The sequence below is a fragment of the Cytobacillus sp. NCCP-133 genome, from assembly GCF_026011715.1.
Lineage (GTDB): Bacteria > Bacillota > Bacilli > Bacillales > Cytobacillaceae > Cytobacillus.
The window spans coordinates 226,547-252,275 of the sequence record NZ_BRVM01000002.1; the positions used below are offsets into that span (position 1 = coordinate 226,547).

At 40.5% G+C, this 25,729-nt stretch carries 26 protein-coding genes; 18 read left to right on the forward strand and 8 right to left on the reverse strand.

The genetic code is table 11. The features are described 5' to 3' along the window. Nucleotides 1–81: 81 nt before the first annotated feature. The gene (locus NCCP133_RS05190) at nt 82–945 is read left to right on the forward strand and encodes a CvfB family protein (protein ID WP_264803869.1); all 864 of its coding nucleotides are present in this window, start codon (nt 82–84) and stop codon (nt 943–945) included. 44 nt (nt 946–989) lie between these two features. On the opposite strand, the gene NCCP133_RS05195 is transcribed toward NCCP133_RS05190, so the two are convergent. Both NCCP133_RS05195 and NCCP133_RS05200 read right to left on the reverse strand, forming a co-directional pair. Next, nucleotides 990–1,121, reverse strand: a complete 132-nt coding sequence (locus NCCP133_RS05195; RefSeq protein WP_071976845.1) for a DUF3941 domain-containing protein — start codon at nt 1,119–1,121, stop codon at nt 990–992. A 119-nt stretch (nt 1,122–1,240) separates the two neighbouring features. Next, entirely contained in the window at nt 1,241–2,095 is an 855-nt protein-coding gene (locus NCCP133_RS05200) for a DegV family protein (RefSeq protein WP_264803870.1), read from the reverse strand. Nucleotides 2,096–2,221: 126 nt separating this feature from the next. Here NCCP133_RS05200 and NCCP133_RS05205 point away from each other — a divergent pair, with 126 nt between their 5' ends. Further along, nucleotides 2,222–3,052 carry a YitT family protein gene (locus NCCP133_RS05205; RefSeq protein WP_264803871.1) on the forward strand — a complete coding sequence of 277 codons (831 nt, stop codon included), beginning with the start codon at nt 2,222–2,224 and terminating at the stop codon, nt 3,050–3,052. 20 nt (nt 3,053–3,072) lie between these two features. Then, nucleotides 3,073–3,828, forward strand: a complete 756-nt coding sequence (locus tag NCCP133_RS05210) for a BsuPI-related putative proteinase inhibitor (RefSeq protein WP_264803872.1) — start codon at nt 3,073–3,075, stop codon at nt 3,826–3,828. Between the two features lie 100 nt (nt 3,829–3,928). Here NCCP133_RS05210 and NCCP133_RS05215 read toward each other — a convergent pair whose 3' ends face one another. The 3 genes from NCCP133_RS05215 to NCCP133_RS05225 all read right to left on the reverse strand — a co-directional run bounded on the left by NCCP133_RS05215 (nt 3,929) and on the right by NCCP133_RS05225 (nt 5,208). Next, entirely contained in the window at nt 3,929–4,102 is a 174-nt protein-coding gene (locus NCCP133_RS05215; RefSeq protein WP_264803873.1) for a DUF3813 domain-containing protein, read from the reverse strand. 1 nt (nt 4,103) lies between these two features. Then, nucleotides 4,104–4,256 carry a hypothetical protein gene (locus NCCP133_RS05220; RefSeq protein WP_264803874.1) on the reverse strand — a complete coding sequence of 51 codons (153 nt, stop codon included), beginning with the start codon at nt 4,254–4,256 and terminating at the stop codon, nt 4,104–4,106. 133 nt (nt 4,257–4,389) lie between these two features. Then, nucleotides 4,390–5,208: a Cof-type HAD-IIB family hydrolase gene (locus NCCP133_RS05225; RefSeq protein WP_309298034.1), complete on the reverse strand. Its 819-nt coding sequence runs from the start codon at nt 5,206–5,208 to the stop codon at nt 4,390–4,392. A gap of 296 nt (nt 5,209–5,504) precedes the next feature. Between NCCP133_RS05225 and NCCP133_RS05230 the strand changes: the two genes are divergently transcribed. From NCCP133_RS05230 to NCCP133_RS05240, 3 genes are all read left to right on the forward strand, one after another. Further along, nucleotides 5,505–6,272 carry an alpha/beta fold hydrolase gene (locus NCCP133_RS05230; protein ID WP_264803875.1) on the forward strand — a complete coding sequence of 256 codons (768 nt, stop codon included), beginning with the start codon at nt 5,505–5,507 and terminating at the stop codon, nt 6,270–6,272. 70 nt (nt 6,273–6,342) lie between these two features. Next, nucleotides 6,343–6,651 carry a metal-sulfur cluster assembly factor gene (locus tag NCCP133_RS05235; RefSeq protein WP_264803876.1) on the forward strand — a complete coding sequence of 103 codons (309 nt, stop codon included), beginning with the start codon at nt 6,343–6,345 and terminating at the stop codon, nt 6,649–6,651. 324 nt (nt 6,652–6,975) lie between these two features. Then, a complete protein-coding gene (locus NCCP133_RS05240; RefSeq protein ID WP_264803877.1) occupies nt 6,976–8,103 on the forward strand; it encodes a TIGR04053 family radical SAM/SPASM domain-containing protein in 1,128 nt (375 codons plus the stop codon). 84 nt (nt 8,104–8,187) lie between these two features. Here the strand turns inward: NCCP133_RS05240 and NCCP133_RS05245 are convergent, their stop codons facing one another. Further along, nucleotides 8,188–8,889: a Crp/Fnr family transcriptional regulator gene (locus tag NCCP133_RS05245; RefSeq protein ID WP_264803878.1), complete on the reverse strand. Its 702-nt coding sequence runs from the start codon at nt 8,887–8,889 to the stop codon at nt 8,188–8,190. A 327-nt stretch (nt 8,890–9,216) separates the two neighbouring features. Between NCCP133_RS05245 and moaA the strand changes: the two genes are divergently transcribed. Continuing rightward, nucleotides 9,217–10,233 carry a GTP 3',8-cyclase MoaA gene (gene moaA, locus NCCP133_RS05250; RefSeq protein ID WP_264803879.1) on the forward strand — a complete coding sequence of 339 codons (1,017 nt, stop codon included), beginning with the start codon at nt 9,217–9,219 and terminating at the stop codon, nt 10,231–10,233. 110 nt (nt 10,234–10,343) lie between these two features. On the opposite strand, the gene ric is transcribed toward moaA, so the two are convergent. After that, the gene (gene ric, locus NCCP133_RS05255; RefSeq protein ID WP_264803880.1) at nt 10,344–11,039 is read right to left on the reverse strand and encodes an iron-sulfur cluster repair di-iron protein; all 696 of its coding nucleotides are present in this window, start codon (nt 11,037–11,039) and stop codon (nt 10,344–10,346) included. A gap of 229 nt (nt 11,040–11,268) precedes the next feature. On the opposite strand from ric, the gene NCCP133_RS05260 reads away from it, so the two are divergent. The 10 genes from NCCP133_RS05260 to argF all read left to right on the forward strand — a co-directional run bounded on the left by NCCP133_RS05260 (nt 11,269) and on the right by argF (nt 24,214). Continuing rightward, the gene (locus NCCP133_RS05260; protein ID WP_264803881.1) at nt 11,269–12,534 is read left to right on the forward strand and encodes a molybdopterin molybdotransferase MoeA; all 1,266 of its coding nucleotides are present in this window, start codon (nt 11,269–11,271) and stop codon (nt 12,532–12,534) included. Then, on the forward strand, nt 12,522–13,067 hold the full coding sequence (gene mobB / locus NCCP133_RS05265) for a molybdopterin-guanine dinucleotide biosynthesis protein B (RefSeq protein WP_264803882.1): 546 nt from the start codon (nt 12,522–12,524) through the stop codon (nt 13,065–13,067). The genes NCCP133_RS05260 and mobB overlap by 13 nt, the downstream gene beginning before the upstream one ends. Nucleotides 13,068–13,366: 299 nt before the next feature. Then, entirely contained in the window at nt 13,367–14,086 is a 720-nt protein-coding gene (locus NCCP133_RS05270) for a YwiC-like family protein (RefSeq protein ID WP_264803883.1), read from the forward strand. A gap of 677 nt (nt 14,087–14,763) precedes the next feature. Continuing rightward, entirely contained in the window at nt 14,764–15,795 is a 1,032-nt protein-coding gene (gene argC / locus NCCP133_RS05275; protein ID WP_264803884.1) for an N-acetyl-gamma-glutamyl-phosphate reductase, read from the forward strand. A gap of 13 nt (nt 15,796–15,808) precedes the next feature. Beyond that, nucleotides 15,809–17,041: a bifunctional ornithine acetyltransferase/N-acetylglutamate synthase gene (gene argJ, locus NCCP133_RS05280; RefSeq protein ID WP_264803885.1), complete on the forward strand. Its 1,233-nt coding sequence runs from the start codon at nt 15,809–15,811 to the stop codon at nt 17,039–17,041. A gap of 11 nt (nt 17,042–17,052) precedes the next feature. Continuing rightward, nucleotides 17,053–17,826, forward strand: a complete 774-nt coding sequence (argB, locus tag NCCP133_RS05285; RefSeq protein WP_264803886.1) for an acetylglutamate kinase — start codon at nt 17,053–17,055, stop codon at nt 17,824–17,826. After that, a complete protein-coding gene (locus NCCP133_RS05290; protein WP_264803887.1) occupies nt 17,823–18,980 on the forward strand; it encodes an acetylornithine transaminase in 1,158 nt (385 codons plus the stop codon). The genes argB and NCCP133_RS05290 overlap by 4 nt, the downstream gene beginning before the upstream one ends. A 77-nt stretch (nt 18,981–19,057) precedes the next feature. Then, nucleotides 19,058–20,137 (forward strand): carbamoyl phosphate synthase small subunit, encoded by a 1,080-nt coding sequence (locus tag NCCP133_RS05295; RefSeq protein ID WP_264803888.1) that lies wholly within the window; start codon nt 19,058–19,060, stop codon nt 20,135–20,137. Beyond that, nucleotides 20,130–23,261: a carbamoyl phosphate synthase large subunit gene (locus NCCP133_RS05300; RefSeq protein ID WP_264803889.1), complete on the forward strand. Its 3,132-nt coding sequence runs from the start codon at nt 20,130–20,132 to the stop codon at nt 23,259–23,261. Before NCCP133_RS05295 ends, NCCP133_RS05300 begins: the two co-directional genes overlap by 8 nt. Next, nucleotides 23,258–24,214: an ornithine carbamoyltransferase gene (argF, locus tag NCCP133_RS05305; RefSeq protein WP_264803890.1), complete on the forward strand. Its 957-nt coding sequence runs from the start codon at nt 23,258–23,260 to the stop codon at nt 24,212–24,214. The genes NCCP133_RS05300 and argF overlap by 4 nt, the downstream gene beginning before the upstream one ends. A 37-nt stretch (nt 24,215–24,251) precedes the next feature. Here argF and NCCP133_RS05310 read toward each other — a convergent pair whose 3' ends face one another. Further along, a complete protein-coding gene (locus tag NCCP133_RS05310) occupies nt 24,252–25,064 on the reverse strand; it encodes an undecaprenyl-diphosphate phosphatase (RefSeq protein WP_264803891.1) in 813 nt (270 codons plus the stop codon). A 328-nt stretch (nt 25,065–25,392) separates the two neighbouring features. On the opposite strand from NCCP133_RS05310, the gene NCCP133_RS05315 reads away from it, so the two are divergent. Then, nucleotides 25,393–25,572, forward strand: a complete 180-nt coding sequence (locus NCCP133_RS05315) for a YjzC family protein (protein ID WP_264803892.1) — start codon at nt 25,393–25,395, stop codon at nt 25,570–25,572. Nucleotides 25,573–25,729 lie beyond the last annotated feature (157 nt).

A 25,729-nucleotide genomic window follows, 5' to 3' on the forward strand; every position in this document is an offset into this window, starting at 1 on the left:
GGAGTTATAAGATCTTTATAGGGAAAGATTTAATATAATGAATATTTGGTGTTTACAGTGATAAAAAGGAGGTAACAAGCAATGGCATTAGAGGAGTACTTGGGCCGTACAGCCGCGCTGACTGTATCAAGGGAAGCGGCATTTGGGTATTTTTTGACTGATGGAGAGGAAGATATCCTGCTCCATGAAAATGAAACAGAGGGTAAGCTTGAAGAAGGACAGGAGGTTGAGGCTTTTCTTTATGTAGATTCTCAGGGGAGAATTGCCGCGACAACCAGGATTCCCGAAATACAGGCTGGTACATATGGCTGGGCGCAAGTAAGTGATGTAAAACCCGGGATAGGGGTATTTATCAATATTGGTGTGCAGAAGGATATGCTTCTGGGAGAAGAAGATTTGCCTGTTCATAAAGCTGTATGGCCGCAAGAAGGGGACAGGCTGTATATTACCCTTCGTGTGAATAAAAACAACCGAATTTATGTAAAAATGGCTACCGATCCTTTAATAAGTGAAATGGCTGTAAAGGCTGTAAGAAGTGATTTTAATAAGAACATTCATGGGCATATTTACAGAACAGCGAAGGTCGGAAGCTGGATTTATACAGCAGAGGGTTTTAAGGGTTTTATCCATGAATCCCAGCGAAAAAGGGAGCCGCGCCTCGGTGAAAAGGTTGAAGGGCGTATTGTGGATGTAAAGGAAGATGGAACTGTGAATATTTCTTTAATCGCGAGAAAGCACGAAGTACTTGATGAAGATTCGGAAAAGATCCTTTCCTACCTGGAAAGCCGTAATGGTGCGATGCCATTTAGTGATAAAAGCGCACCAGAAGACATTCAGGAGCGTTTCCAGCTTAGCAAAGCTTCCTTCAAAAGAGCTTTGGGCAGGCTGATGAAAGAAGGTAAGGTGTATCAGGAGGACAGCTGGACATATATAAAGAAAGACTAGCTATTAATGAAAAAAAGGACAAGCTAAATGCTTGCCCTTTTTTATTAAAGATGGTCTGTTTTTTTAGAGTACTGATTTTTTCCTGCTTTCCGGTTTTTCTCGCGCATCATGTTTTTTTCATGACGCAGCGCGTTATTGTCTTTTGCCTTTTTATCATTATCAGAAGTATGCGGCATAATAAAAAATACCCCTTTCCATTCTGTTAGAATTAGTCTTCAGCAAGAAACCGGCTGAAGTGCAGTCTTATTGTCTGTCAGAATAGAAAGGAGTATGTATAGATTTATGATAGCATGTTTTACAGTTTGTTTTGGAAGAAGATGGCGATTGAGCCAGGGCCGGTATGTGATCCAATAACAGAGCCAATCGATGTGACATAAACTTCTTTTGCGTTTAGCTCGTTCATTATAAGAGTTTTCATTTCAATTGCCGTTTCTTCATCATCAGCATGGCTAATGCCGACAGTCTGGGATTCAAATGAAACTCCTCTTTCTTTCATCAGTTCAATGATCCGCCGAAGAAGTTTTTTCTTGCCACGCAGCTTTTCAATCGGAACGAGTTTACCATCCTCCACATGTAAAAGGGGTTTAATGTTCAGCAGTCCTCCTAAGAAGGCAGAGGCTCTAGAAACGCGGCCGCCTTTTGCTAAATACTCGAGATCGTTAACAGTAAATAAGCTTTCCAAATGCTCGCAGCGAAATTTGATATCCTTTACCAATTCTTCTTTGGAGGCGCCAGATCGCATTTTATTAACAGCTGCCATTACAATTAATCCGTATCCCAAAGAAGCAGCCTTGGAGTCTATAATGGTTAAGTTAAAGTCAGGATACTTCTCCTTAACCTGTTCGAGAATCATTACAGCTGTTTGATATGTACCCGAAAGCTCGGAGGAAAAAGCAATATATATGCCGTCTTTATTTTCTTCTGCCATTTTTGTGAATGCTTCTTCAAAAAGCAGCGGAGATACTTGTGAGGTTTTTGGCACCTGGCCTTCACGGATGGCATCATAAACTTTTTTAGGTTCAATTGTAACTAAATCTTCATACTCAGTATCGTTTAAATGAACCTTTAATGGAAAAAGTGTGACATCATTTTCCTTAAAAAAATTTAAAGGTAGGTCACACGCACTGTCAGCGAGTAATTTTACTGACATTCTTTTTCACCTGCTTTCAAACTATATGAATTAAGTGTATAGAAATAAGTAAGAAAAAACAATGAATTGTATTGAAAATGCCTCATTTTGGGTAAAGATTAAATAAGTGAAATTAGGGGGTTTACAATGGTTTGGTTAGAGACTAAGAAGGTTTTTATTGTATTGATTGGAGCGATTTTAAATGCGATCGCCATGAATTTCTTCCTGATACCGGCAAATGTCTATGCAAGCGGGTTTACGGGTGTGGCACAGCTGCTTTCCAGTATTTTGGGCAGCTTTGCATCTACAGGTATATTGCTCTTTATTTTGAACATCCCTGTAACCATTTTAGCTTGGAAGAAGGTTGGGAGATCATTCACAGTTTATAGCTTCCTTAGTGTGTTTTTACTGTCATTTTTTTTGGAAGCCATCCCCATTATTCGTGTGTCCGGGGATATTCTGCTAAATGCAGTATTTGGAGGGGTCATAGCTGCTGTCGGTGTGGGGATTACACTAAAGTGGGGGGCTTCTACTGGAGGTATGGATATTATAGCTATGGTATTGTCTAGAATGAAAGATAAACCAGTCGGTACATATTTTTTCACGCTTAACGCCATTATTATAATATCGGCCGGATTTTTATATGGCTGGGAAAAAGCTCTGTATACACTGGTAACCCTGTATGCCTCTACACGGGTAATTGATGCGATCCACACAAGACACGAAAAGCTGACAGCGCTAATCATTACAAAAAAGTCGGTAGAAATGAAAAAGGCAATTCATGACCATTTAGTTAGAGGGATTACAACGTTCCCTGCCAAAGGAGCTTTTACAAACGAAAGCAAAGAAATGATGATGATCGTCATTACTCGGTATGAATTATTTGATCTTGAGAGAATTATTAAAGAAGTGGATCCCAATGCTTTTACCAATATCGTTCAAACAGCAGGTGTGTACGGTTTCTTCCGCAGGGATTAAATAACTGGAGGGGTGCAGGGATGCTGCGACTATTAGGTGTTCTGTTTTTTTTAGCATTTTCTCTGCCTTTACAAAGCTCTGAGGCTGCTGGGAGCAAAAAGCCTTATGAATTTGAGGTTTTACCTTATGCAGGACCGGAACGATTGGAAATGGACATTATTTTAAGAAATACTGAAAATGATCCTTTGGATTTTGAATTTCCAAGCTCACAGAAGTATGAAATTTTGATTTATGATGAAAAAGGCAATCCGGTATACTCCTATTCAAAAGGCAAAGTTTTTTTACAGGCTTTGCAAACCCTTAAGTTAAAACCGGATGAGAGCTTGATTTGGAGGGAACAATGGGATTATGTCTATAATGGCAATCGAGTAACGGAAGGGGAATATCGGATTAAAGCCATTCTGCAGGCAAAAAAACTTAACGAGGAAACTTTGACAGAAAAACCTGCTTCCGAATCGCCTGTTTATATACCTGGAAAAAGTGCATCATTCCGCCATGCAAAGACTAGCGGGGAAGACGGCGCTTATACAGTTGCCTTTGAAGCACGCTCTCTAGGAGGAAAGTTATTCTATGCTGTAGAAGATGGCCATAATGAGTTATGGGCTGAACGGCCGCTCCAAACAAAATCCAGGAACTGGGAGTCCATTACATTAAAAATAAATATCCCTAATCGGAAATTGCCTAGAAGCGGTTCTGTAATACTGCATTTGTATGAAAAAAGCCAAAAAGACGGAAGTATTATTCAATCCGTTCCGGTAATACTGGAAAATAGGTAAAAAAAGCTGACAGCCTATTTGGGGCTGTCAGCTTTCTTAAATTTTAAAAAAATGTTTGTCGATAAATGTCTAGCTCCAGCATTTTTCTTCATTATCGGCTCTATTGTTCCAGCTTCTGCTGCATTTCACGCAGCTGCTCCTGTTCAGCCGCAGTGGAATTAGCAAAGGCGGAACTTAACGCATTTTTTGCACGGGAAATAGCTTCTTCCTGGCCAGGAGAACCTTTAGCAATTTCTGCATATTTCCTGGCTTCCTGATATAATCTGTTTCCCATCTTATATTCCTCCGAGGGATGATTCTTTCACATTAGCCAATTTTTCGGCTTCTGCATCAGCATATGTCATGTGATACGGGATACGCTCATCATGCTTACTAACAGTATCAATACCTTGTTGAACGAAGCGTTTTGATTTATTACGTTTACCCATTCGAATCCCCTCCGCCTGAAGATTTTTGAAGCAGCTTGTCTGCTTCATCCTTTAGTATGCTCTAAAGAGATGTTTTTCAAAAGAGGGTTATATTGGCCAGTTTTCTAATTTATGTTTTTTGCTGTGAAGCTGGTTAAAGAGCTTTTAAGTTAAGTAAATCATTTAAATAAATTCCAATTCCATCTTCTTCATTTGTCAAGGTAACTTCGTTGGCAATATTCTTGACCCTGTCAATGGCATTTCCCATTGCAATGCCGTAGCCTGCATATTCAAGCATTTCCAAATCATTATCTTCATCGCCAAAGGCAATAATCCGATTGGAAGGTATTTGGAAATGTTCTGAGGCTTTTTGCAATCCTACAGCCTTATTAAGGCCGGCCTTCACGATTTCTATCACATGCCATGGAGCGGCCCAGCGCCTATGATCAATCACTTCAGCGTGCACTTTGGATAAGTGGTCCCTGATGGTTCTTACATGCTCCTCATCTGTATGGATCAGCATGCTTGTAGGATTATCATTGAGGTAATTGCGCAAGTCGCCAGTTGTTATATTCGGGTCGCCGAATCCAAAGATATCCAGCAGTTTTTCATCATGATAGTGCAAATAAACATCATCAATAACCTCTGCAACGATATTATGGAAAGTATAGCTGTTAACAGCTTCCACAATTTCTTTCGCTACGGTCATTTGCAGCGGAGTATGGTAGACCCCCCAGTTGCGATCTTTGGGATGATGAATGTATGCTCCGTTAAAATTTACAATAGGAGAAGTAAGGTCCATTTCCCGATAATAAATCTCACTTGAACGAAACGGCCTTCCCGTAGCAATCATGACCTCATGTCCCTGTTCACGAGCTTTTTGAATGACCATTTTTGTTTTTGGTGATATTGTTTTATCATCTTTTAATAAAGTGCCATCAAGGTCAAGTGCAATTAAATGTTTTTCTGCCATAATATCTCCTTTTATGCGCTTTGCGCTTTATAAATTTTTTATGTCAGTCATCCACAATAAAAAGATGCCTTTGCATTTAAGTTTAAAGGTTTGTGAAAAAAAAAGTCCACATGTTATTCTGAAAATATAGGAAGAATTTACAATGCTGTGTAAATTTCAGTTTACAAAAATCATTTTATACGTATATGTTACCAATATTCTAATATGGTTGTAAAAAAATTCACTTTGCTTACATAATAAAAACAATTGAACTTGCCACTTAACAATTAGGCATAAATGATTTAGGAGGAAGGCCATTGGTTATTATAGAAAATAAGCTTATCAGGGAGATTCCTGTTCTCGAGGTGGCCAGACAGGAGAAAAAGGAGGATCGATTGCCATTCGTTTTTTTCGTTCATGGATTTACGAGTGCGAAAGAACATAACCTTCATTATGCTTATCTGCTTGCTGAAAAAGGCTTTAGGGTGGTGCTGCCGGATACGGTATTCCATGGGGAAAGATCAAACGGCTTAACAGGTAATCATTTGAACTTCAGGCTTTGGGATATTGTTCTCAATACGATAGCAGAGTTGGGAATGATAAAGGAAGCATACGAAGGGGAACACCTGATAAATCCAGATAGAATTGGTCTTGTCGGAACCTCCATGGGGGGCATCATAACACTTGGCGCTTTAACACAATATGAATGGATTAAAGCTGCTGTCAGCCTTATGGGGATGCCTTATTATGAAAAGTTTGCCCAAATGCAGCTGGAAGAACTTCCGAAACATAATATTGAAATTCCTTTAAGCAATGAAGAGATCTCAGATTTGCTGGCTTCTCTAAGAGAGCGCGATATAAGTCTGCAGCCAGAAAAACTGTGTGGCAGGCCCCTTATGTTCTGGCATGGAAAAAAAGATTCTGTTGTTCCTTATTCCTATACATACCGGTTTTATGAAAACATTCAGCCACTATATCGTGATGCACATGAAAAGCTGAGATTTATTTCGGACGAACAAGCAGGACATAAAGTGAGCAGAGAAGGTGTGCTTGAAACGGTAAAATGGTTTGAAGTGCATCTTTAGACAACATTTTGTCAATTCATTTAAATATTTGTTATGATTAATTAAAGTACAAAAGAAGGAGTGCTTCAAAATGAATCAGGATTTAAAAGACAGCATCATGGGCGCACTAGAACTTGTAGTAGACCCTGAGCTCGGCATCGATATTGTAAACTTAGGCTTGGTATATGACGTAAAAATGGAGGAAGAGGGCAAGGCGGTTATTGATATGACCCTTACTTCCATGGGCTGCCCTTTGGCTGGAACCATAGTAGAACAAGTCAAGGCTGCATTGGCTGATATCCCTGAAGTCAAAGATACTGAGGTAAATATTGTCTGGAACCCGCCCTGGTCCAAAGACAGAATGTCCCGTTATGCAAAAATTGCCCTAGGCGTACAATAAAAAATCCCCAGCTAACCCAGTAGGCAGCTTTTTGCCTGCCGGGTTAGTATATAAAATGAATCCTATAATCCGTAATGATATGCTTAGCTGCTAATTACAGTTTAATGACAAAACCTTCATCACCCTGCACTTATCAATCATCCTTGCACCTTCTAGTCACCTCCTTGTCAAATTTCCAAAAAGAACAGATATTTGTGAGATAGTTCACTTATTTACATTTGAAATTACCCTATAATAACGATGCAAAGACAAATAAAGTTCACTTCAAATGGCATCATCATTGAAGAAGCTGTCTAAAAAGGGGCAGCTAAGGAGGCATCTATTATGGAATTTAATAGAGATTTTAATCAGGACCCTTTTATTGTAATTTGGGAGTTAACAAGAGCTTGCCAGCTAAAATGCCTGCATTGCCGCGCGGAGGCACAATACAGAAGAGACCCTAGAGAGCTTTCCTTTGAAGAGGGGAAAGAATTGATTGATCAAATATATGAAATGAACAACCCGATGCTGGTATTCACAGGTGGAGATCCATTAATGAGACAGGATGTATTCGATATAGCCGACTATGCAGTGAAAAAAGGAGTTAGGGTTTCCATGACACCAAGTGCAACCCCGAATGTAACAAAGGAAGCTATCGAAAAAGCAAAAGAGGTAGGCTTATCTCGCTGGGCATTCAGTCTCGACGGACCCAATGCAGAAATTCATGACCATTTCCGGGGTACCTCAGGCTCGTTTGATCTAACAATTGAAAGGATCAAGTATTTGCATGAACTTGAAATACCAGTCCAAATCAATACGGTTATTTCCCGGTATAATATTGATTATCTCGAGGAAATGGCAATGGTTGTTGAGAATCTGAAGTGTGTGCTTTGGAGCGTGTTTCTCCTTGTGCCTACAGGCAGAGGGCAGGAAAAGGATATGATTTCTCCTGTTGAGCATGAGAAGGTATTTACCTGGCTATATGACTTAAGCAAACGAGTTCCTTTTGATATTAAAACAACAGCTGCACAGCATTACCGAAGAGTGGTTATACAGCAGAAAATAAAGGAAGCAATAGCACAGAATCAAGACATTCAGTATCTTGATGCGCTAACACAGAAGGGCTTGACTGGTTCTATTGATGGGCTGGGAAGGGCGCCAAAAGGAGTGAATGACGGGAACGGTTTTGTATTCATTTCCCACATAGGAGATGTCTATCCGAGCGGCCTTCTTCCTATTAAAGCGGGCAGCGTGAGGGAACAGCCTCTCGCAGAAATTTACAGGGAGTCTCCCATTTTTAAAGATTTAAGAAACCCTGATAAATACAAGGGAAAATGTGGACAATGCGAGTTCAGATATGTTTGCGGAGGGTCAAGGTCCCGAGCTTATGCGATGACCGGAGACTATCTTGAAAGCGAGCCATTCTGTGTCTATATCCCTAAATCATTGAGGAAGAAAGCGGCAAACACCTAATAAAATGATTAGAAACAGCGTCAGTGGAATAAGGATAAGCCTATTTTTCCGGATGAATAAGAGTGCAGCATAAAAGCTGCACTCTTATTCAATGCTGCAATAGACCGCAGGACAATTTTCGCAGCCAATCTCATTTTTTAAGTATTGCAAGTTCTTAACAATAATTTTTCCGTTCAAGCTGGCAATAATATCATCCTTCTTAAGCTCACCCAGGATCCTGTTCGTGCTTTCACGGGAGGTTCCGCAGAAATTGCCCAGTTCCTGGTTGGTGAGAGGCAGGTCAATGAGGATTCCTTCATCCACATTGACACCATAGCTGTTAGTCATTCTTATTAAGGTTGAAAAGAGGGCGCCTTTCTTTCCGTTGAGGACAAGATCTCTAAATTTTGTTTGGGTCTTCCTAAAATGATCGCTCATCCATTTCATAAACTCATAAGCCAGCCTGCTGTTTTTAAAGATTTCCCTTTCCAGAACCTCTTTTTTAACAACAGCGATTTCACCAGCATCAATTACCAAAGCATTTAGTAAATATTTCGGGCAGTTAGTAAAAAGAGTCAATTCACCAATGATTTCATTTTTCCCGCATATTCGAAAAGTAAGCTCTCTTCCCTCTGCCGTTATTTTGCTGATTTGGATTTTGCCGGACAAAATGATATAGAGCTCATTAGCTTCCATTCCTTCCTGAAAAATATAAGAGCCTTTCTTTGTTTGTATATGCCGGTCCGCAAAGTTAAGAAGCTCCTTTATTTCAATGGAATGTGTAGGTTTATTGGCTGTTTGTGACATGCTAATCCTCCATCTGATAAAACTTCTGTCTTTTTTCACAATAATATCATCTAAATAGTGAAAATACGCCCGGTGTTTGTGTCGTTATTGTGGCACTTTGTTGCAGTTTTTGAATACTGGGGATGCGCATAATCAAAAAAAATTAATTAAACTGTTAACAATTATAGAAATTTATGCTCTAATAGTAAAAGCCCTTAATTTTAAGTGCAGGATTATTTCTGTTATCTTAAGGGAAAGGTTAAAATATACATTAGATAAGTTTAAATATATTTTTGCTGAAATAGTTGATGATTTAAAAAAGTCACTCTTTATCTGGAGTTGAACGCAATGGCTAAAACAATCATTAAAGATAAATTAAATAGACCTTTGAGAGACTTGCGGATATCGGTTATTGACCGCTGTAATTTCCGCTGTCAATACTGTATGCCTGCAGACGTTTTCGGCCCTGACTTTGCTTTTCTCCCTAAAAGTGAGCTGCTAAGTTATGAAGAAATTAATAGGCTGGCAAATATCTTTGTCGGCCTAGGCGTTGAAAAAATCAGGTTAACAGGTGGAGAACCCTTAATGAGAAAGGACCTCTCTATACTAGTAAAAATGCTCTCGGAAATTGAAGGATTAAACGATATTGGGTTAACCACCAATGGTGTATACCTCCCGAAACATGCAAAGGATCTAAAGGACGCAGGACTAAAAAGGGTGAATATTAGCCTGGATAGCCTGGATGACGAATTATTTGGGAAAATTAACGGTCGCAATGTTGGTGTAAAACCTGTATTAAAAGGGATTGAAGCTGCAAAAGAAGCCGGGCTTGGCGTCAAACTGAACATGGTTGTAAAAAAAGGACTGAACGATTCAGAAATTGTTCCAATGGCCAAGTTTTGCAAAGAAAATGGGCTGCAGCTTCGTTTTATTGAATATATGGATGTTGGAAGCACAAATGGCTGGAAGATGGACCAAGTCGTGACCAAAAAAGAAATATATGAAATTTTAAAGGAACATTATCTGCTTGAACCGGTAGATCCTGATTATTTCGGTGAAGTTGCTAAACGCTACCGTTATAAAGGCACAAATGTAGATGTTGGATTTATCACGTCTGTATCTGAATCCTTCTGCTCAAGCTGTACCCGTTCAAGGCTCTCGGCTAATGGGCAAATCTTCACCTGCCTCTTCAATGGAGAAGGACATGATTTAAAAGAATTTATGAGAAACAATGCCTCAGATGAAGAAATTACTGAGCGCATTATCACTATCTGGAATGGCCGCATAGATAGATATTCGGACGAGCGTACAGAGGAAACGATTGCAAATAGGAAGAAAATTGAAATGTCCTATATCGGAGGGTAATTTCCCTCGATGTGATTTTCTTATTTGAAAAGGCCCCATCCCTTACCCTATCAAGCTTCATGATTGAGAAATAAAAAATCTGCAGGCTTTTAAGCTGCAGATTTTTTAAGTTAATTAATATATCGTGGGAACAGAATATTATTTTCTAGGTGGACATGCATAAAAGTTTGGCCTTCTAAATCTTCAAGCCGTTTATAGACTAATCGGTAAGATCCGCATGCATCTGACGGCGGAACAAAATCTGAAGTGATTTCGCGAAGCTCTTTTAAAATCGCACCTGCATGATCATGTTCTTTTTCAAGTTCTTGAATATAGCTAATAATTTCCTCGCGATTATCAGCAGGAGGATCCTCGAGCTTGAGCAGCAAAGGGAAAACCGACTCTTCTTCCTTGGCAGTGTGTTCGAGAAGTTCCCTTTTTAACTCGAAGAACAATTCGTGAACTCTTAGCAGTTCCTCATGGCCTGCTCCATGAACCCGGGCAACCTTTGTCACATATGGACTTAATTGCGAAAGTTCTTCTTCAAGCGGTCGGTGGTACTGGTTGATGACGTATTCAATAATATCCACAGAACTGCTTTTTGTCCAAACTTGTATATCTTCTTTAGGATTTTCTTTTTGAATTACCTCGTTTAATTCTTTTATCAGTACTTCCATATCAGCAGATTGCTCAGCTGCTGCCCGTATTAATGAAATATTTCCTCCACAGCAAAAATCTATCCGATGCCTTTTGAATACATCACTTGTCTTCGGGAAATCATTAACAAGATCTTTTACGAGCCGATCCTCAGAAAGCTGCATAGTCATATACTTGCTCCTCCTTTAATATTGCGGATTATATCTATAGGATAAAAGAAGTAATACTGCAAAGTGGTGATGCTCATCACACTTAGAGCATTTTTAAAATTTTCTTTGTTGAAGCAGCGAAGCTGAATGTGTGATGTTTGTCATGTTTGACTATTTCATGTACGTTTATAATAAGCAAAAATAGCATTTTTGGATTATTTAGAAACCGCGATACATAGGAGCTGATATCATGTTGGAAAAAAGAACTCCCATTCAGGTTGGGGAAGCCGTGAAAAGAATAATGGCTTATCAGAAAAAAGGAGATATTGAACATGTTTCCATAAATGATAGCTTTGGACGCTTTCTTGCAGAGGATTTAAAAGCAACCAATGATGTCCCGCATTTTGACCGATCGCCCTATGATGGATTTGCAGTACGTTCGAAAGATACAAAAGGAGCTTCCATGGATAATTCAGTTGAGTTTGAGGTAATCGACCATATTGGAGCAGGTCATGTAACGACTAAACAAGTGGGTGCTTTTCAAACCGTGAGAATTATGACAGGTGCCCAAATGCCTGATGAATGTGATGCTGTTGTGATGCTTGAATTGGCCAGCGCCTATGAAAAGGACGGCAAGAATTACATGTCCATCAAACGTACCTATAAACCTGGCGATAATGTGTCATTCAAAGGTGAAGATGCCAAAGAAGGTGAATCTCTTGTTAAAAAAGGAGCAAGAATTAATCCAGGAATTCAGGCTATACTTGCCACATTTGGCTATGACAAGGTTTCTGTTGCTAAAAAGCCTGTCATTGGATTGTTTGCTACCGGTACGGAGCTTCTGGAAGTACATGAACCATTGCAGCCAGGGAAAATCAGGAACAGCAATGCCCATATGATTTCTGCACAAATTGAAAGAGCAGGAGCAGAGGTTATATACCTCGACAAGCTTCCGGATGAATTTGATACTTGCTTTGATGCAGTAAAAGAAGCTTTGGATCATGTCGATATGCTGATCACAACAGGAGGTGTGTCTGTGGGCGATTTTGATTATCTGCCTGCCATTTATAAAAAAATGCAGGCAGAGGTCCTTTTTAACAAGGTTGCGATGCGTCCAGGAAGTGTTACGACTGTTGCCCAGCATCAAGGAAAGCTTATGTTTGGCCTTTCGGGAAACCCATCTGCATGCTATGTCGGGTTTGAGCTATTTGCAAGGCCAATCATTCGAAAAATGCTGTTTGCTGAAAAACCGCATCTGAGAAGGGAAAAAGCTGAACTTGCAGCAGAGTTCCCGAAAGCAAATCCATTTACCCGATTTGTCAGAGCTACGCTCAATTATGCTGATGGCCGGCTTATAGCTGCTCCAAGCGGTGTGGATAAGTCGAATATCGTCATGAGCCTTGCTGGCGCGAATTCTTTAATGATTCTTCCAGGAGGAACCAGAGGATATAGCAAAGGGGATGAGGTAGAAGTCTTATTGCTGGAGGACCATGAAGGAAGCGAATGGCCATGGTAAGGGAGCCTGTTGTCATACAGGTTTCCGGCTATCAAAATAGCGGTAAAACAACCCTGGTAAATACATTAATTTCCGGATTAAGGGAAGCAGGGGTTTCAGTCATAACGATTAAGCACCATGGGCATGGAGGCATGCCCGAAGTGCCTGGCGGGAAAGATACCAGCAAACATATCAAATCGGGGGCATTAGCCACACTGGTGGAAGGGGGAGGCAGGCTTCTAATACAGGCTGAGAAAGAAGCATGGAGCCTTGAAGAACAAGTAAAATTAGCCTCAAAGATGGATTCCGATCTTATTATCATAGAAGGGCATAAGCATGCTCCATACCCTAAAGTGCTGCTTTTAAGGTACTGTGATGACCTGCACCTGCTAAAGCAATTAACCAATATCAAGGCAGTATTTTACTGGGATGACGAAGCGAAAAGTGCGGAGCATGGGGAAGTGAAGATCCCATTTTTCAATATCCATGATCCAAAAGGTCCAGAATGGATGATCAAATATATAAAAAGTGAATTGAATTCAGAGCCAAAGTAGCGGCTGAGAAAAAGATGACAGCATTACTGTGAACACATCAACTAACTCGGATCACGATCATCAATAAGAAAAAACCTCGTACAAAACAAAGCATCCGTTGCGGAAAAGTAGTCAGCTTGCGCAGAACCATCTACTGTGCATTTGGACACTCAACGTGTAAGCCTCTGGCGTAAACTTCCAGAGGCTTTTTGGCATTAATGAACGTTCTGTGGCGAAACACCAGTTAGTGATAAGCCTCACTTCTTTTTTAGTCTGTAAATTTTATATTATAGGCAGAAAGCAACGGGGAGGAATTAGAAATGAAGTTATTTTTGCCAAAGCAGCATGGTGCATGGGCGATGCTGCTCCTGCCTTTTTGGCTGGGAGCGGCAGCGTCAGAAGTAGTTTGGTCCCATATCCCGTTTTTCTTAGGGTGGACTTTACTATACTTAGCTACTTATCCGTGCCTTCTTTTGTTTAAGAGGAAAAAAGTCGCCTTTTATGCAAAATGGACAGCTATTTATATGATTCCCGCCATTATGCTGCTTTTGTTTCCTTTATTGGCAAGACCTTCTATCATTCAATTCGGGCTTCTCATGGTTCCTTTTTTTATCATAAATGCTTATTATTCATCAAAAAATCAGGATCGGGCACTCGGGAATGATTTCAGTGCCATTTTCGCGTTTTCGTTAGCAGGGCTTGCTAGTAGCTATTTGCCTAGTGGAGAAATTACGCTGCTCTCCTGGATTGTATTTGCAGGCTCTATTTTATTTTTTTCAGGCAGCACTTTTTATGTAAAATCAATGATTCGGGAGAAGAAAAATCTATCTTTTAGGTGGGTGTCATGGATTTACCATGCGGTTGTGCCAGTTATTTGGATTCTGTTGGGACAGTGGGTAGTGGCAGCTGCATTCCTGCCAAGTCTGTATCGAGCTATTGCGTTTTATGGAAAACCTTTGTCTCCTAAAAAAATCGGCATCTTTGAAATCGCAAATGCCGCTATCTTCTTTTTCATTATAATAACCGCTTTTCACAACTAAAACCCGGCCTTTGAAGGCCGGGTTTATTATTTGATGCTGCAAATGTCAGCTGGACAATTCTCACAGTAAATTTTTTAGAAGGCGATTATAACTTCCCTGAAAGCTCCGCAAAAGTTGTCTAGTTTCTGATACGTAAGAAGCACTTCAATGGAATTTATTTCCCTTAATTTAACCCTGAAGCTAATGGAAAGGCGAATCAAAGTTGAATAAATGGCGCCTTTTTTCCATTCAAGATGAGATCCCTGAATTTACTCTGGGTTCTACAGTGCCAGCCCATTGGCTCCAATCTCTTCCTGAAACAAAAAACAGCCCTTTTTCCATTCTTATTTAACGGTGAATAGACAGCAAAAAATTCCTTAGCTCTGCTGATATTTCAGTTGTTGGCTGCATGCTAAAACCACCATTTTCCGATGCATTATGCATTTTCCCCGGGAAGAACGAAACTATCTAATAAGAATCATAAAAAAATGACAATAGAACCCTGATTTAATGCTAAAAGGCCAGTGCCAATAACTTTTCACTTGTTAAAAAATAAAATTTGTATTTTAAGAATCTTTAAAACTTCGAGAAAATAGGTTGCAATTTTCTTCCGCAGTTTTTATAATAAGAGAAACAAAAAATTTATAAATATGTATAAATTTGATTAAATATACATTTAAGTATTGAAGGGAGCAATTATGAACGTTTCAATTATCGGAACAACCGGGTATGGAGGTGCGGAATTGCTTCGTATCCTTCAGCACCACCCGGAATTTAACGTTAAATCCATTCATTCAACAAAAGAAGATTTGCCTATCTGGAAAGAATACCCGCATTTATATGGGATCATGGATAAAGATTTACAGAAAGTTGACCCTGATCAAATTGCAGAGCAATCCGATATTGTTTTTCTTGCCACACCTTCAGGAATCTCGGGAAAACTGGCAAAGGATTTTTCAGGGAAAGGCATTAAGGTAATTGACCTCTCCGGGGACTTACGGATACCTGCAAAAGATTATATCGAGTGGTATAAGCACGAACCTGCGGATGAGGATCTTGTGGGTAGAGCCGTATATGGTCTATCTGAATGGCATCATGATGAGATTGTCTCTGCTGAATTGATATCCAATCCCGGCTGTTATCCAACTTCTGCCCTGTTAGGTCTGGCTCCGGCTGTAAAAGAGAATTTAGTGAACACAACAGGTATCGTTGTAGATGCTAAATCAGGGATATCGGGAGCTGGAAGGTCGCTTTCAAGAACTTCAAGTTATGCGGAAGCCAATGAAAATTTGCGTGTTTATAAGGTAAACCAGCATCAGCACACACCGGAAATTGAACAGGAACTCAAGAAATGGAATCCTGTAGTGGAACCCATAACCTTCACCACTCATCTCCTTCCGATTACAAGAGGAATCATGACTACTAGTTATGCTCAGTTAACAAAAGAATATACAACTGCACAGATTCTTGAACTCTATAAATCAGTTTATGAGAAACATCCATTCATCAGGATACTTCCAGAAAATACTTTTCCTTCTGTAAAAGAAGTGGCTGGCTCCAATTATTGTGATATTGGTGTCCATGCAGATTCACGGACAGGAAGGCTGACAGTTGTTTCAGTGATCGATAACCTGATGAAGGGTGCAGCGGGGCAGGCTGTCCAAAATGCAAATATTATGAGCGGGCTTGATGAATCAGCAGGGCTTGGATTTGTTCCGCTCTATCCATAAGGAGGAATAGCAATTGCCAATATTATCACAAACAGCAGAAGTAACAGAACGGTCCTCAGGAAGCATCATTTCGCCAAAGGGATTCGCTGCTGCTGGCGTTCACGCAGGACTTCGTTATTCAAAAAAGGATTTGGGGGTTATAGTAAGTGAAACCCCAGCACAATGTGCAGCCGTTTATACAACAAACCATTTCCAGGCTGCACCGCTTAAAGTGACACAGGAAAGCATTGCTGAAGAAGGGCTTATACAGGCAGTCATTGTTAATAGTGCCTGCGCGAATGCCTGTACGGGTGAGCAAGGTCTTAAAGATGCTTATCTAATGAGAAAGCTTGCTGCTGAGAAATTTCATTTGAAAGAACATTATGTAGCTGTTGCCTCAACAGGTGTAATCGGAGAGTACATGCAGATGGACAAAATTGAAGCGGGGATTCAGACATTAAATTCAGGCAGCGATACGTCTCATTCGGAGGACTTCCAAACAGCTATTTTAACGACAGATTTAGTAATGAAGAAGTGCTGCTATTCGGCAGTGATCGATGGAAAAGAAGTCACAATGGGCGGATCGGCGAAAGGCTCTGGGATGATCCATCCAAATATGGCGACAATGCTGGCGTTTATAACAACAGATGCAAATATAGATAGCGGCGACTTACAGTTTGCTTTAAAACAGGTTACTGACCGGACGTTCAATCAGATTACCATAGATGGAGATACATCAACAAATGACATGGTTCTTGTTATGGCTAATGGACAAAGCGGGACGGATAAGCTTTCTCCGGATCATCCTGATTGGGACGTATTCATCGAGATGCTATCGAAAACAAGCGAGAGCCTTGCTAAGCAAATTGCAAAAGATGGCGAGGGAGCGACCAAACTAATTGAGGTAGAGGTTTCTGGGACAGAGAGTGACGATGAGGCCAGAAAGGCTGCTAAACAGATTGTCGGCTCCAACCTGGTGAAGACGGCTATGTATGGTGCGGATGCAAACTGGGGCCGTATTATAGGCGCAATCGGGCAGAGTCAGATCAATATGGATCCATCTTCGGTAGATATCTCAATTGGACCTATTGAAATGCTAAAGAATAGTGTACCACAGGCATTTTCAGAGGAAGATGCAAAAGAGTATTTAAGTAATCAATCGATACAAATTTCGGTAAATCTGCATACCGGAAATGGAATAGGGAAGGCATGGGGCTGCGATTTATCCTATGACTATGTAAAGATTAATGCCAGCTATCGTACTTAGGGGGATGCAAGTTGAAAAGTATAGTCATAAAGTGCGGCGGAAGCGTGATGGAAGATTTGGGAGATTCGTTTTTTGAAAGTCTTTCAGAATTGAAGGAAGAGGGATATCAGCTTGTGTTTGTCCATGGAGGCGGTCCTGCCATCAACAAAATGCTCGAACTCTATCAGGTGCCTCATGAATTTGTAAATGGTCTACGAAAAACGACTCCCGAAGTGATGGAAGTGGCGGAAATGGTATTGTCAGGCCAGTCAAATCGGAAGCTTGCTGCCATGCTCCAAAAACAAGGCTTAAAGGCATTGGGATTAAATGGAAGCGATGCGGGATTATTTTTAGGGGAAGTTGTAGACCAGGAAAAACTTGGTTTGGTTGGAAAAATTTCAGGTGTGAATCGGCCCTTGCTTGAAAAATTGCTCAGTGAAGAGCTTATTCCGGTGATCACACCTATTGCATCAACAGAAGATGGTACAAAGCTGAATGTCAATGCAGACTATGCAGCCGCAGCTGTTGCAAATGCAATAGATTCTGAGCACTGTATATTCGTAACGGATGTAGAAGGAATCTTCATTGATGGCAAGCTGTCATCTCATTTGGATAAGAAAGAAATTGAGCAGCATATAAAAGATGAAAAGATAACAGGTGGAATGATTCCGAAGGTTACATCCGCGATGAAGGCAATCAGCCAGGGGATAAACAGTGTAATGATTGTATCCGGGAAGGATGCGTTTTATAAAAATGGAACTTGGATCGGGACGAATGTGTCAGCCAAAAAGGAGGTATTCAATTGAGTTTTCTATTCCCGACATATGCCCGGTGGGAAGTGGAGCCGGAAGCAGCAGAGGGCAGCATCCTAATTGATAAAAACGGCAAACACTATTTGGATTTTACTTCAGGCATAGGGGTTTGCAATTTGGGACATCGTCCCGCAGCTGTACAGGAAGCAGTCAGTACCCAATTGAATAAATTCTGGCATGTTTCCAATTTGTTTGTGCAGGAGCAGCAGGAAATTGCTGCGAAGCACCTTTCTGAAGCAGCAGGCATGGGTCCTGTATTCTTTGCCAATAGTGGTGCAGAGGCAAATGAAGCAGCAATAAAGCTAGCAAGGAAAGCAACAGGGCGTCAGAAAATCATTAGTTTTCAGCAGTCTTTCCATGGCAGAACTTTTGCTGCGATGGCTGCTACAGGACAGGATAAAATTAAAGAAGGTTTTGGCTCCATGCTTGAAACATTTAAGTATGTTCCTTTTAATGATAGTAACGCATTAGAAAAAGAAATGGATAAAGAAACAGCGGCTGTTATGCTTGAAATCGTTCAGGGAGAAGGCGGGATTCATATTGGGACGCAGGAGTTTCTTGAAAAAACAGAACAGCTTTGCAGGAAGTATGGATCCCTCTTAATTATAGACGAAATCCAGACAGGAATAGGCAGAACAGGAAAAGCCTTCGCATTTCAGTATTTTAATCTTGACCCCGATATTGTCACATCAGCTAAGGGGCTCGGGAGTGGATTGCCAATCGGTGCAATGATTGGAAAGCAAGAGTTAGAAGAAGTCTTTGGGCCCAGCAGCCATGGATCAACATTTGGCGGTAATCCAATCAGCATCGCTGCAGCAATCGCCACAATGGAAACTATTTTTAAGAAAGAATTCTTAAAGGGTGTACAGGAGAAGGGCACCTATTTAGCAAATAAATTAACTGAATCACTCGAAATTATTACAGCCGTTAAAGAAATTCGCCAGCTTGGGATGATGGTTGGAATTGAAACAGATGTTCATCTCCCTCACCTGCTTAAGGCATTAAGGGAAAAAGGTTTGCTGGCACTGCCTGCGGGTAAAAATGTGCTGCGCCTGCTCCCTCCGCTGACTGCAACAGAAGCAGAAATTGACGAGGCAGCTGAAATTCTTCAATCCATATTAAAAGAATACTCAAAATCAGCTGTGTAGGCTGTATTATTTTTCATATCATTGCATAAAAATTAGTTTAAGTATATAAATATACGGATTACTTCGAGGTGTTGATAATGGAAGGTTACCTTCATTTAAAAAGCGGCCATTCTTATAAGGGCCAATGGCTGACAAATCAGCCTGAAAAGGATATAAAGGGAGAAATCGTATTTTTCACAGGGATGACTGGCTATCAGGAAGTTTTGACAGATCCTTCTTATAAAGACCAAATAATCGTTTTTACGTATCCTTTGATCGGAAATTATGGGATTAATGAAACTGATTTTGAGAGCAAAAAGCCTCATGTGGCTGGGGTTATTGTATATGAAGGAAGCATGAGCCCTTCACATTATAAATCAGCATTTAGTTTGGCAGATTATTTGCAAAAATGGGATATTCCTTTACTTGGGCATATGGATACAAGGTCAATTGTGAAGAAAATCCGTACCGAAGGAAGTATGCCTGCAAAGATGTCAACAAATGAAATGGGTAGTGCAGAATTATTCCTGGAAAAGGATGAAAAGGTATGTAAAGTATCTTCCAAGGCGATTGAGACATATGGAAATGGTGAGAACCATGTGGTGGTTATCGATTTTGGAGCAAAGAAATCGATTGTGGACTCCTTGCTTAAAAGATCCTGTAAAGTTACATCCCTTCCTTTTAACACGAACTTAGAGAAGATAAAAAAATTAAATCCTGATGGGGTAGTTCTATCAAATGGACCAGGGGATCCAAAGGAATTAATAGGCATCTTGCCTGAAGTGAAAAAAATTCTGAAACAGTATCCGTCATTGGGCATTTGCCTTGGGCACCAGCTTGCTGCACTTGCATTTGGCGGGAATACAAAAAAGCTTTCGTTTGGCCATCGGGGAGCCAATCATCCTGTAGCAGATTTGAAAAAAGGAACTGTATTTATGTCCTCACAAAACCACAGCTATGTAGTGGATGAAGAAAGCTTAAGAGCAACTGGATTCAAAACAAGATATGTAAACCTGCATGACCAGTCCGTTGAGGGACTTATGCACCAGGAGCTGCCTATCCAGACCGTACAGTTCCATCCTGAGGCCCATCCAGGACCTGCAGACGGTGATTACATCTTTGATGAATTTATGATGATGATTAAAGCCGAGAATAGGAGAGTATTTGCTTATGCCTAAAGACACCAGTATCCAATCCATTTTAGTGATCGGTTCAGGGCCGATTGTGATCGGTCAGGCCGCAGAATTTGATTACGCAGGCACACAGGCATGTGCAGCCTTAAAAGAAGAAGGCTATAAAGTAATCCTTGTTAATAACAACCCTGCTACAATTATGTCTGACAAGGCTTTTGCTGACAAAATATACTTTGAGCCGCTGACTGCCGATAGCCTTGAAAAAATCATCAATAAAGAACAGCCAGACGGACTCCTTGCCACCCTAGGAGGGCAGACCGGATTGAACCTGGCCTTCCAGCTGAGCGAAACAGGTGTCCTAAAGCGGTATGGAGTGAAGCTTTTGGGCAGCAGCATTGAATCAATTAAGAAAGGCGAAGACCGTGAAGCTTTCCGAAAATTGATGAAGGAACTAAATGAGCCTGTTCCTGAAAGCATCATTGTCCATGAGGTTAAAGAAGCTATTCAGTTTGCACAAGAAATAGGTTTCCCTATCATTGTCCGCCCTGCATATACGCTTGGGGGAACAGGTGGGGGCATTGCCGGCAATTTTGATGAGTTGCATTCCCTGGTCAGGGGCGGATTAAAAGAGAGTGCGATTAATCAATGTCTGATCGAAAAGAGCATCGCCGGCTTTAAGGAAATTGAGTATGAAGTCATGCGTGATTCACAGAACACATGCATCATCATTTGCAATATGGAAAACATTGATCCTGTCGGGATTCACACAGGTGATTCAATTGTCGTTGCACCTTCACAAACGTTAACAGATGACGAGTATCAGATGCTAAGATCAGCTTCGATCAAAATAATATCTGAGCTTGGCATTATTGGAGGGTGCAATATACAATTTGCGCTGGATCCACATAGCAAAAATTACCATCTGATTGAAGTGAACCCGAGGGTTAGCCGCTCATCAGCACTTGCTTCCAAGGCTACTGGCTATCCAATTGCCAGGATGGCTGCAAAACTGGCAGTCGGATATTCATTATCCGAAATTATAAACCCGGTTACTGGCGATACTTTTGCAAGCTTTGAACCGGCTCTGGATTATGTCATTGTTAAATTCCCAAAATGGCCTTTTGATAAATTTCCCCTTGCAGACCGGAAACTGGGGACACAGATGAAAGCAACCGGAGAGGTAATGGGGATAGACCGAAATCTGGAGCGGGCTCTGCTAAAAGCAGTCCACTCACTTGAAGTAAAAGGGAATGACCTAATTAATCCGGTATTAGCTGGTAAAACAACAGAAGGTCTTGAAGGCTTGCTGAAAGAGCAGACAGATGAAAGATTTTTTATTTTGATGGAATTAATCCGAAGAGGCTATTCTTTAGAGTCATTGCATAACATCACAAAAATTGATTATTTTTATCTGAACATTTTTCAAGGGCTTGTTAATATCGAAAATACCATTTCATCTTTGTCATTAGAGGAAGCCGGAAAAGAAGAGCTTCAGCTTTTTAAGGAAAAGGGTTTCAGCGATCAATATCTGGCATTGGAATGGAAAACCTCGGAAAAAGCAGTGAGGAATAAACGCAAAAAGATGGGAATTCTGCCATCATATAAAATGGTCGATACATGTGCAGCAGAATTTGAAGCACAATCCAACTATTACTACTCAAGCTATTTTGGCGAAAATGAACAGCAAAAAAGCAATAAAAGAAAGGTTCTTATAATCGGTAGCGGTCCTATCAGAATCGGCCAGGGCATTGAATTTGATTATTGTTCTGTTCAAGGGGTGTTTGCTTTAAAAGAAGCTGGCATTGAGACAATTATGATCAACAATAATCCAGAAACCGTCAGCACTGATTATACTACTGCAGACAGACTTTATTTTGAGCCATTAATTCTCGAAGACATCTTAAATGTTATTGAAGCAGAAGGAATTACAGAAGTCATCGTACAGCTGGGCGGTCAGACCGCACTAAATCTTGCGGCTGACTTGGAAGAATATGGAGTATCCTTGCTCGGTACAGATTCTAAGACAATTGATGCCTTGGAAGACCGAAAGCTTTTTTATCAGCTGTTAGATGAGCTCAATATACCGCGTATTAAAGGAGATGTCGTTTACTCTGAAAAAGGGCTGTATGAAGCTGTCGAAAAATTGGGTTTTCCTATTTTGGTCCGTCCTTCGTATGTAATCGGAGGTATGGGAATGGAACGAATTGGTTCGCAATCGGAATTGGTGAACTATCTAGCAAAAGGGAATATTCCTTACCCGATTCTAATCGACCAATTTATGCATGCTTCAGAAACAGAACTTGATTTGGCGGCTGATGGAAATCATATATGCGCACCTGCAATGATGGAACACATCGAAAAAACAGGAGTGCACTCAGGAGATAGCATGTCGGTTCTGCCACCACAGAATATATCCAAAGCTGTACAGGAGAAAATGCTTTCCTATGCAAAAGCAATTGTCCAAATGCTTCATTACAAAGGACTAATGAATATTCAATATATTGTAGACGGTGAAGATGTTTATATTCTTGAAGTTAATCCGAGAGCAAGCCGTACGGTACCTATTATCAGTAAAGTAACAGGTGTACAGCTGGTGCAAATTGCGACAAAAATATTGCTCGGGAAATACACTTTGTCGAAAGATGAAATACCCGCATTTGCAAAGCTTCCCTTCGTTTGTGTTAAATATCCAGTGTTTTCAAATTATGCATTAAAAGGATTAGACTCCAAAGTAGGGCCTGAAATGAAATCAACTGGCGAAGGTATTTCCCTTGCACCAAGCTATGAAGAGGCAATTAGGAAATCCTTTCATTCAGGACTGATGAATGTTGCGGGCAATAAAGTGCTTATTGCGGATAAGGATTTAAACTTTGAAGAACTATCACCTTTTTTGGAAGATGCAGATCTTGAGGCTATCTTCTGGACGGAAAATGACTGGGATATTCAGGAAACCTTTGCCTTATATAATCCCAATCAGCAGGAAAAAGATCAAAAAATGAGGGAAGAAGCAACTAAAAATAGGATTTTGACTTTTACGGAAAAGGAAACCCTGCTTGCTATGTTAAGTTCATTGGCATCAGAAGATTGGGATGTCCAATCAATAGAGGAATGGCATCAGATAAAAAACAATAATCCAGCATCAAAAGTAAAGGAAGTGGGCGTATTATGATATCGACTCAAAGTGCAGATAAGACTCTAAATATAAAAGGGCAAGATTTTTTAACTCTTGCCGATTATTCACCAGAAGTAATAAAGGGGTTATTAAAAAAAGCAGCACAATTAAAAGAAGCCCATTTGATGGGTGAGACTGCCCCATTGCTTCAGGGAAAAGTTCTCGGAATGATTTTTGAAAAATCTTCCACTCGAACCAGAGTTTCATTTGAGGCAGGCATGCTTCAGCTAGGAGGCCATGCTCTTTACCTGAACAGCCAGGATTTGCAGCTTGGTAGAGGAGAGAGCATTGCAGACACAGCTAAGGTTCTGTCACAGTATGTTGATGCCATAATGATACGCACTTTTTCGCACGATAAAATCGAGGAACTTGCTCATCATGCAACAATTCCTGTCATTAATGGCCTGACTGACCAATACCATCCATGCCAGGCATTGGCAGACCTTTTAACCATTCAAGAGATGAAAGGGACTTTCGAAGGCCAAAACCTGGTGTATGTAGGTGATGGAAATAATGTAGCGCATTCCCTTATGATCGCTGCTGCCAAAATGGGTGTCAATATCACCATTGCATGCCCTGATGGCTATGAACCAGATCCCGCAATTCTTAAGTTATCAAAAGAATTTGCGGAACAAAACGGTGCTGAAGTGAAAGTTTCGCATACCCCAGAAGAAGCTGTGAAAGATGCCGATGCCATTTACACAGATGTCTGGACAAGCATGGGACAGGAAGCTGAAAATGAGAAAAGGCTCAATGATTTTGCACTTTACCAGGTTAATGAATATCTTGTCCAATATGCTAAAAAAGATTTCGTCTTTTTGCATTGCTTGCCGGCACATCGCGGTGAGGAAGTGACAGCGGGAGTTATAGATGGATCCAACTCTGCGGTATTTCAGCAGGCAGGAAACAGACTTCATGTTCAAAAAGCGATTCTTTCGGAAATTTTATAATAAAAAGCCTTCTCCTGCGGGAGAAGGCTTTTGCCATTTAAGATAAGAAATAAACAATGGGCCCTATAATAAAGCAGTAAATGGCAAAGTACTTTAAATTCCCCTTGGCCATAATATTCATAAACCACTTCAGTGAAAAGTAGGAAGCAATAAGCGATGCGATAAAAGCAAGAGAATAGGGCATAGCGTAATTAGCTAAATTAGGGTCATTCAATATATCTGAAAAGCCTAAAATCATTCCGCCAACACTTACGGGTATATATAATAAGAAAGAAAATCGTAAAGCTGTTTCCTGTTTCATCCCTGAGCCCATTGCAGCAACAATCGTCGCTCCAGAACGGCTGATGCCCGGTATTAAAGCAACTGCTTGGGCTAGCCCTACAATGATGGCATCTTTAAACGATAATTCAGCATCATTCTTGTTGCCTCTCATATTTCTGATTAGCCATAATGCAAGACCGGTAACAAGGAGTGTTATGCCCACAGTCTTAATGCTGGCCAGGTGCTCATCAATAAAGTCCTCGAATAAAATTCCGATTACACCTGCAGGGATGGTTCCGATGATCAAATAAATAATAAACCGAAAGTCAGATTCGGCCCGCTTATCCTTTGTGGTAATGTAAACAAGCCCATTCCGGACCAGCCTCATAATATCTTCACGATAGATAATTAGAACGGCAATAAGTGAGGCAGTATTTACAAGCAGTGCAAAACTCATTCCCTTAATATCAAGTCCAAAGAAATGCTGGGCTATTTCCAAATGGCCGCTGGATGAAATCGGGATAGGCTCCGTAAACCCTTGAAATAATCCTAAAAATAAATATTTCAGCAATAAGAAAAATTCTTCCACAAGAAAATCCTCCAACTTTAAAATCTCATACCTTCTCATTTAACTATAAAAAGCGTGAAGGTGTAAAGCGATATCCTGTTTCTGTAAAAAGCAATACATGTTAATCCTGCTATTCAAACTGAAGGTTTGAGTTTTGATATTACAGCCAATTTCCATCATAAAGAGTACATCGGTGGGGTTAACTGCCGGACCCTTGAAAAAGGGGTGCGCCTGAGCGGAAAAACAACAGGCAATTGTGTATGGAAACTCTATTCCAATAGTTACCCTTATGAGGGAACTAAGAGTGGAAATAATAATAAATGATTTAAAGAGTAAAGGAGGTATTTGCATGGGACAAAATAGGCAATTTAAACCAGGCCAGAAAGCGCCAAACAATGGAATCTACATTGAAATCGGCGAAACTGGCAGCAACGTCAATAATCCTCAAATGCTAAAAATGAGAGCCGGAGATCAATTTCCGGAGAATTCTAACCATAATCGTGTATGGACATACCAAAGAAAGCCTTAATTTTGATTAACTTGGAGCAATATAGGGAAAAAGTATAAAAAATAATGAAGCCATCCGTTTCTGGGTGGCTTTTCAAACTGCCGACAATCAAGTAAAAAACACTGAATAATTTTACCCAGGGGGATTAGCAGTAAACTTTACATACGATGAAAAAGGA

Coding starts and splice junctions, on each gene's coding strand:
- NCCP133_RS05190 (WP_264803869.1), top strand. CDS start 82: ATGGCATTAGAGGAGTACTTGGGCCGTACAGCCGCGCTGACTGTATCA.
- NCCP133_RS05195 (WP_071976845.1), bottom strand. CDS start 1,121: ATGCCGCATACTTCTGATAATGATAAAAAGGCAAAAGACAATAACGCG.
- NCCP133_RS05200 (WP_264803870.1), bottom strand. CDS start 2,095: ATGTCAGTAAAATTACTCGCTGACAGTGCGTGTGACCTACCTTTAAAT.
- NCCP133_RS05205 (WP_264803871.1), top strand. CDS start 2,222: ATGGTTTGGTTAGAGACTAAGAAGGTTTTTATTGTATTGATTGGAGCG.
- NCCP133_RS05210 (WP_264803872.1), top strand. CDS start 3,073: ATGCTGCGACTATTAGGTGTTCTGTTTTTTTTAGCATTTTCTCTGCCT.
- NCCP133_RS05215 (WP_264803873.1), bottom strand. CDS start 4,102: ATGGGAAACAGATTATATCAGGAAGCCAGGAAATATGCAGAAATTGCT.
- NCCP133_RS05220 (WP_264803874.1), bottom strand. CDS start 4,256: ATGGGTAAACGTAATAAATCAAAACGCTTCGTTCAACAAGGTATTGAT.
- NCCP133_RS05225 (WP_309298034.1), bottom strand. CDS start 5,208: ATGGCAGAAAAACATTTAATTGCACTTGACCTTGATGGCACTTTATTA.
- NCCP133_RS05235 (WP_264803876.1), top strand. CDS start 6,343: ATGAATCAGGATTTAAAAGACAGCATCATGGGCGCACTAGAACTTGTA.
- NCCP133_RS05240 (WP_264803877.1), top strand. CDS start 6,976: ATGGAATTTAATAGAGATTTTAATCAGGACCCTTTTATTGTAATTTGG.
- NCCP133_RS05245 (WP_264803878.1), bottom strand. CDS start 8,889: ATGTCACAAACAGCCAATAAACCTACACATTCCATTGAAATAAAGGAG.
- moaA (WP_264803879.1), top strand. CDS start 9,217: ATGGCTAAAACAATCATTAAAGATAAATTAAATAGACCTTTGAGAGAC.
- ric (WP_264803880.1), bottom strand. CDS start 11,039: ATGACTATGCAGCTTTCTGAGGATCGGCTCGTAAAAGATCTTGTTAAT.
- NCCP133_RS05260 (WP_264803881.1), top strand. CDS start 11,269: ATGTTGGAAAAAAGAACTCCCATTCAGGTTGGGGAAGCCGTGAAAAGA.
- mobB (WP_264803882.1), top strand. CDS start 12,522: ATGGCCATGGTAAGGGAGCCTGTTGTCATACAGGTTTCCGGCTATCAA.
- NCCP133_RS05270 (WP_264803883.1), top strand. CDS start 13,367: ATGAAGTTATTTTTGCCAAAGCAGCATGGTGCATGGGCGATGCTGCTC.
- argC (WP_264803884.1), top strand. CDS start 14,764: ATGAACGTTTCAATTATCGGAACAACCGGGTATGGAGGTGCGGAATTG.
- NCCP133_RS05295 (WP_264803888.1), top strand. CDS start 19,058: ATGGAAGGTTACCTTCATTTAAAAAGCGGCCATTCTTATAAGGGCCAA.
- NCCP133_RS05300 (WP_264803889.1), top strand. CDS start 20,130: ATGCCTAAAGACACCAGTATCCAATCCATTTTAGTGATCGGTTCAGGG.
- argF (WP_264803890.1), top strand. CDS start 23,258: ATGATATCGACTCAAAGTGCAGATAAGACTCTAAATATAAAAGGGCAA.
- NCCP133_RS05315 (WP_264803892.1), top strand. CDS start 25,393: ATGGGACAAAATAGGCAATTTAAACCAGGCCAGAAAGCGCCAAACAAT.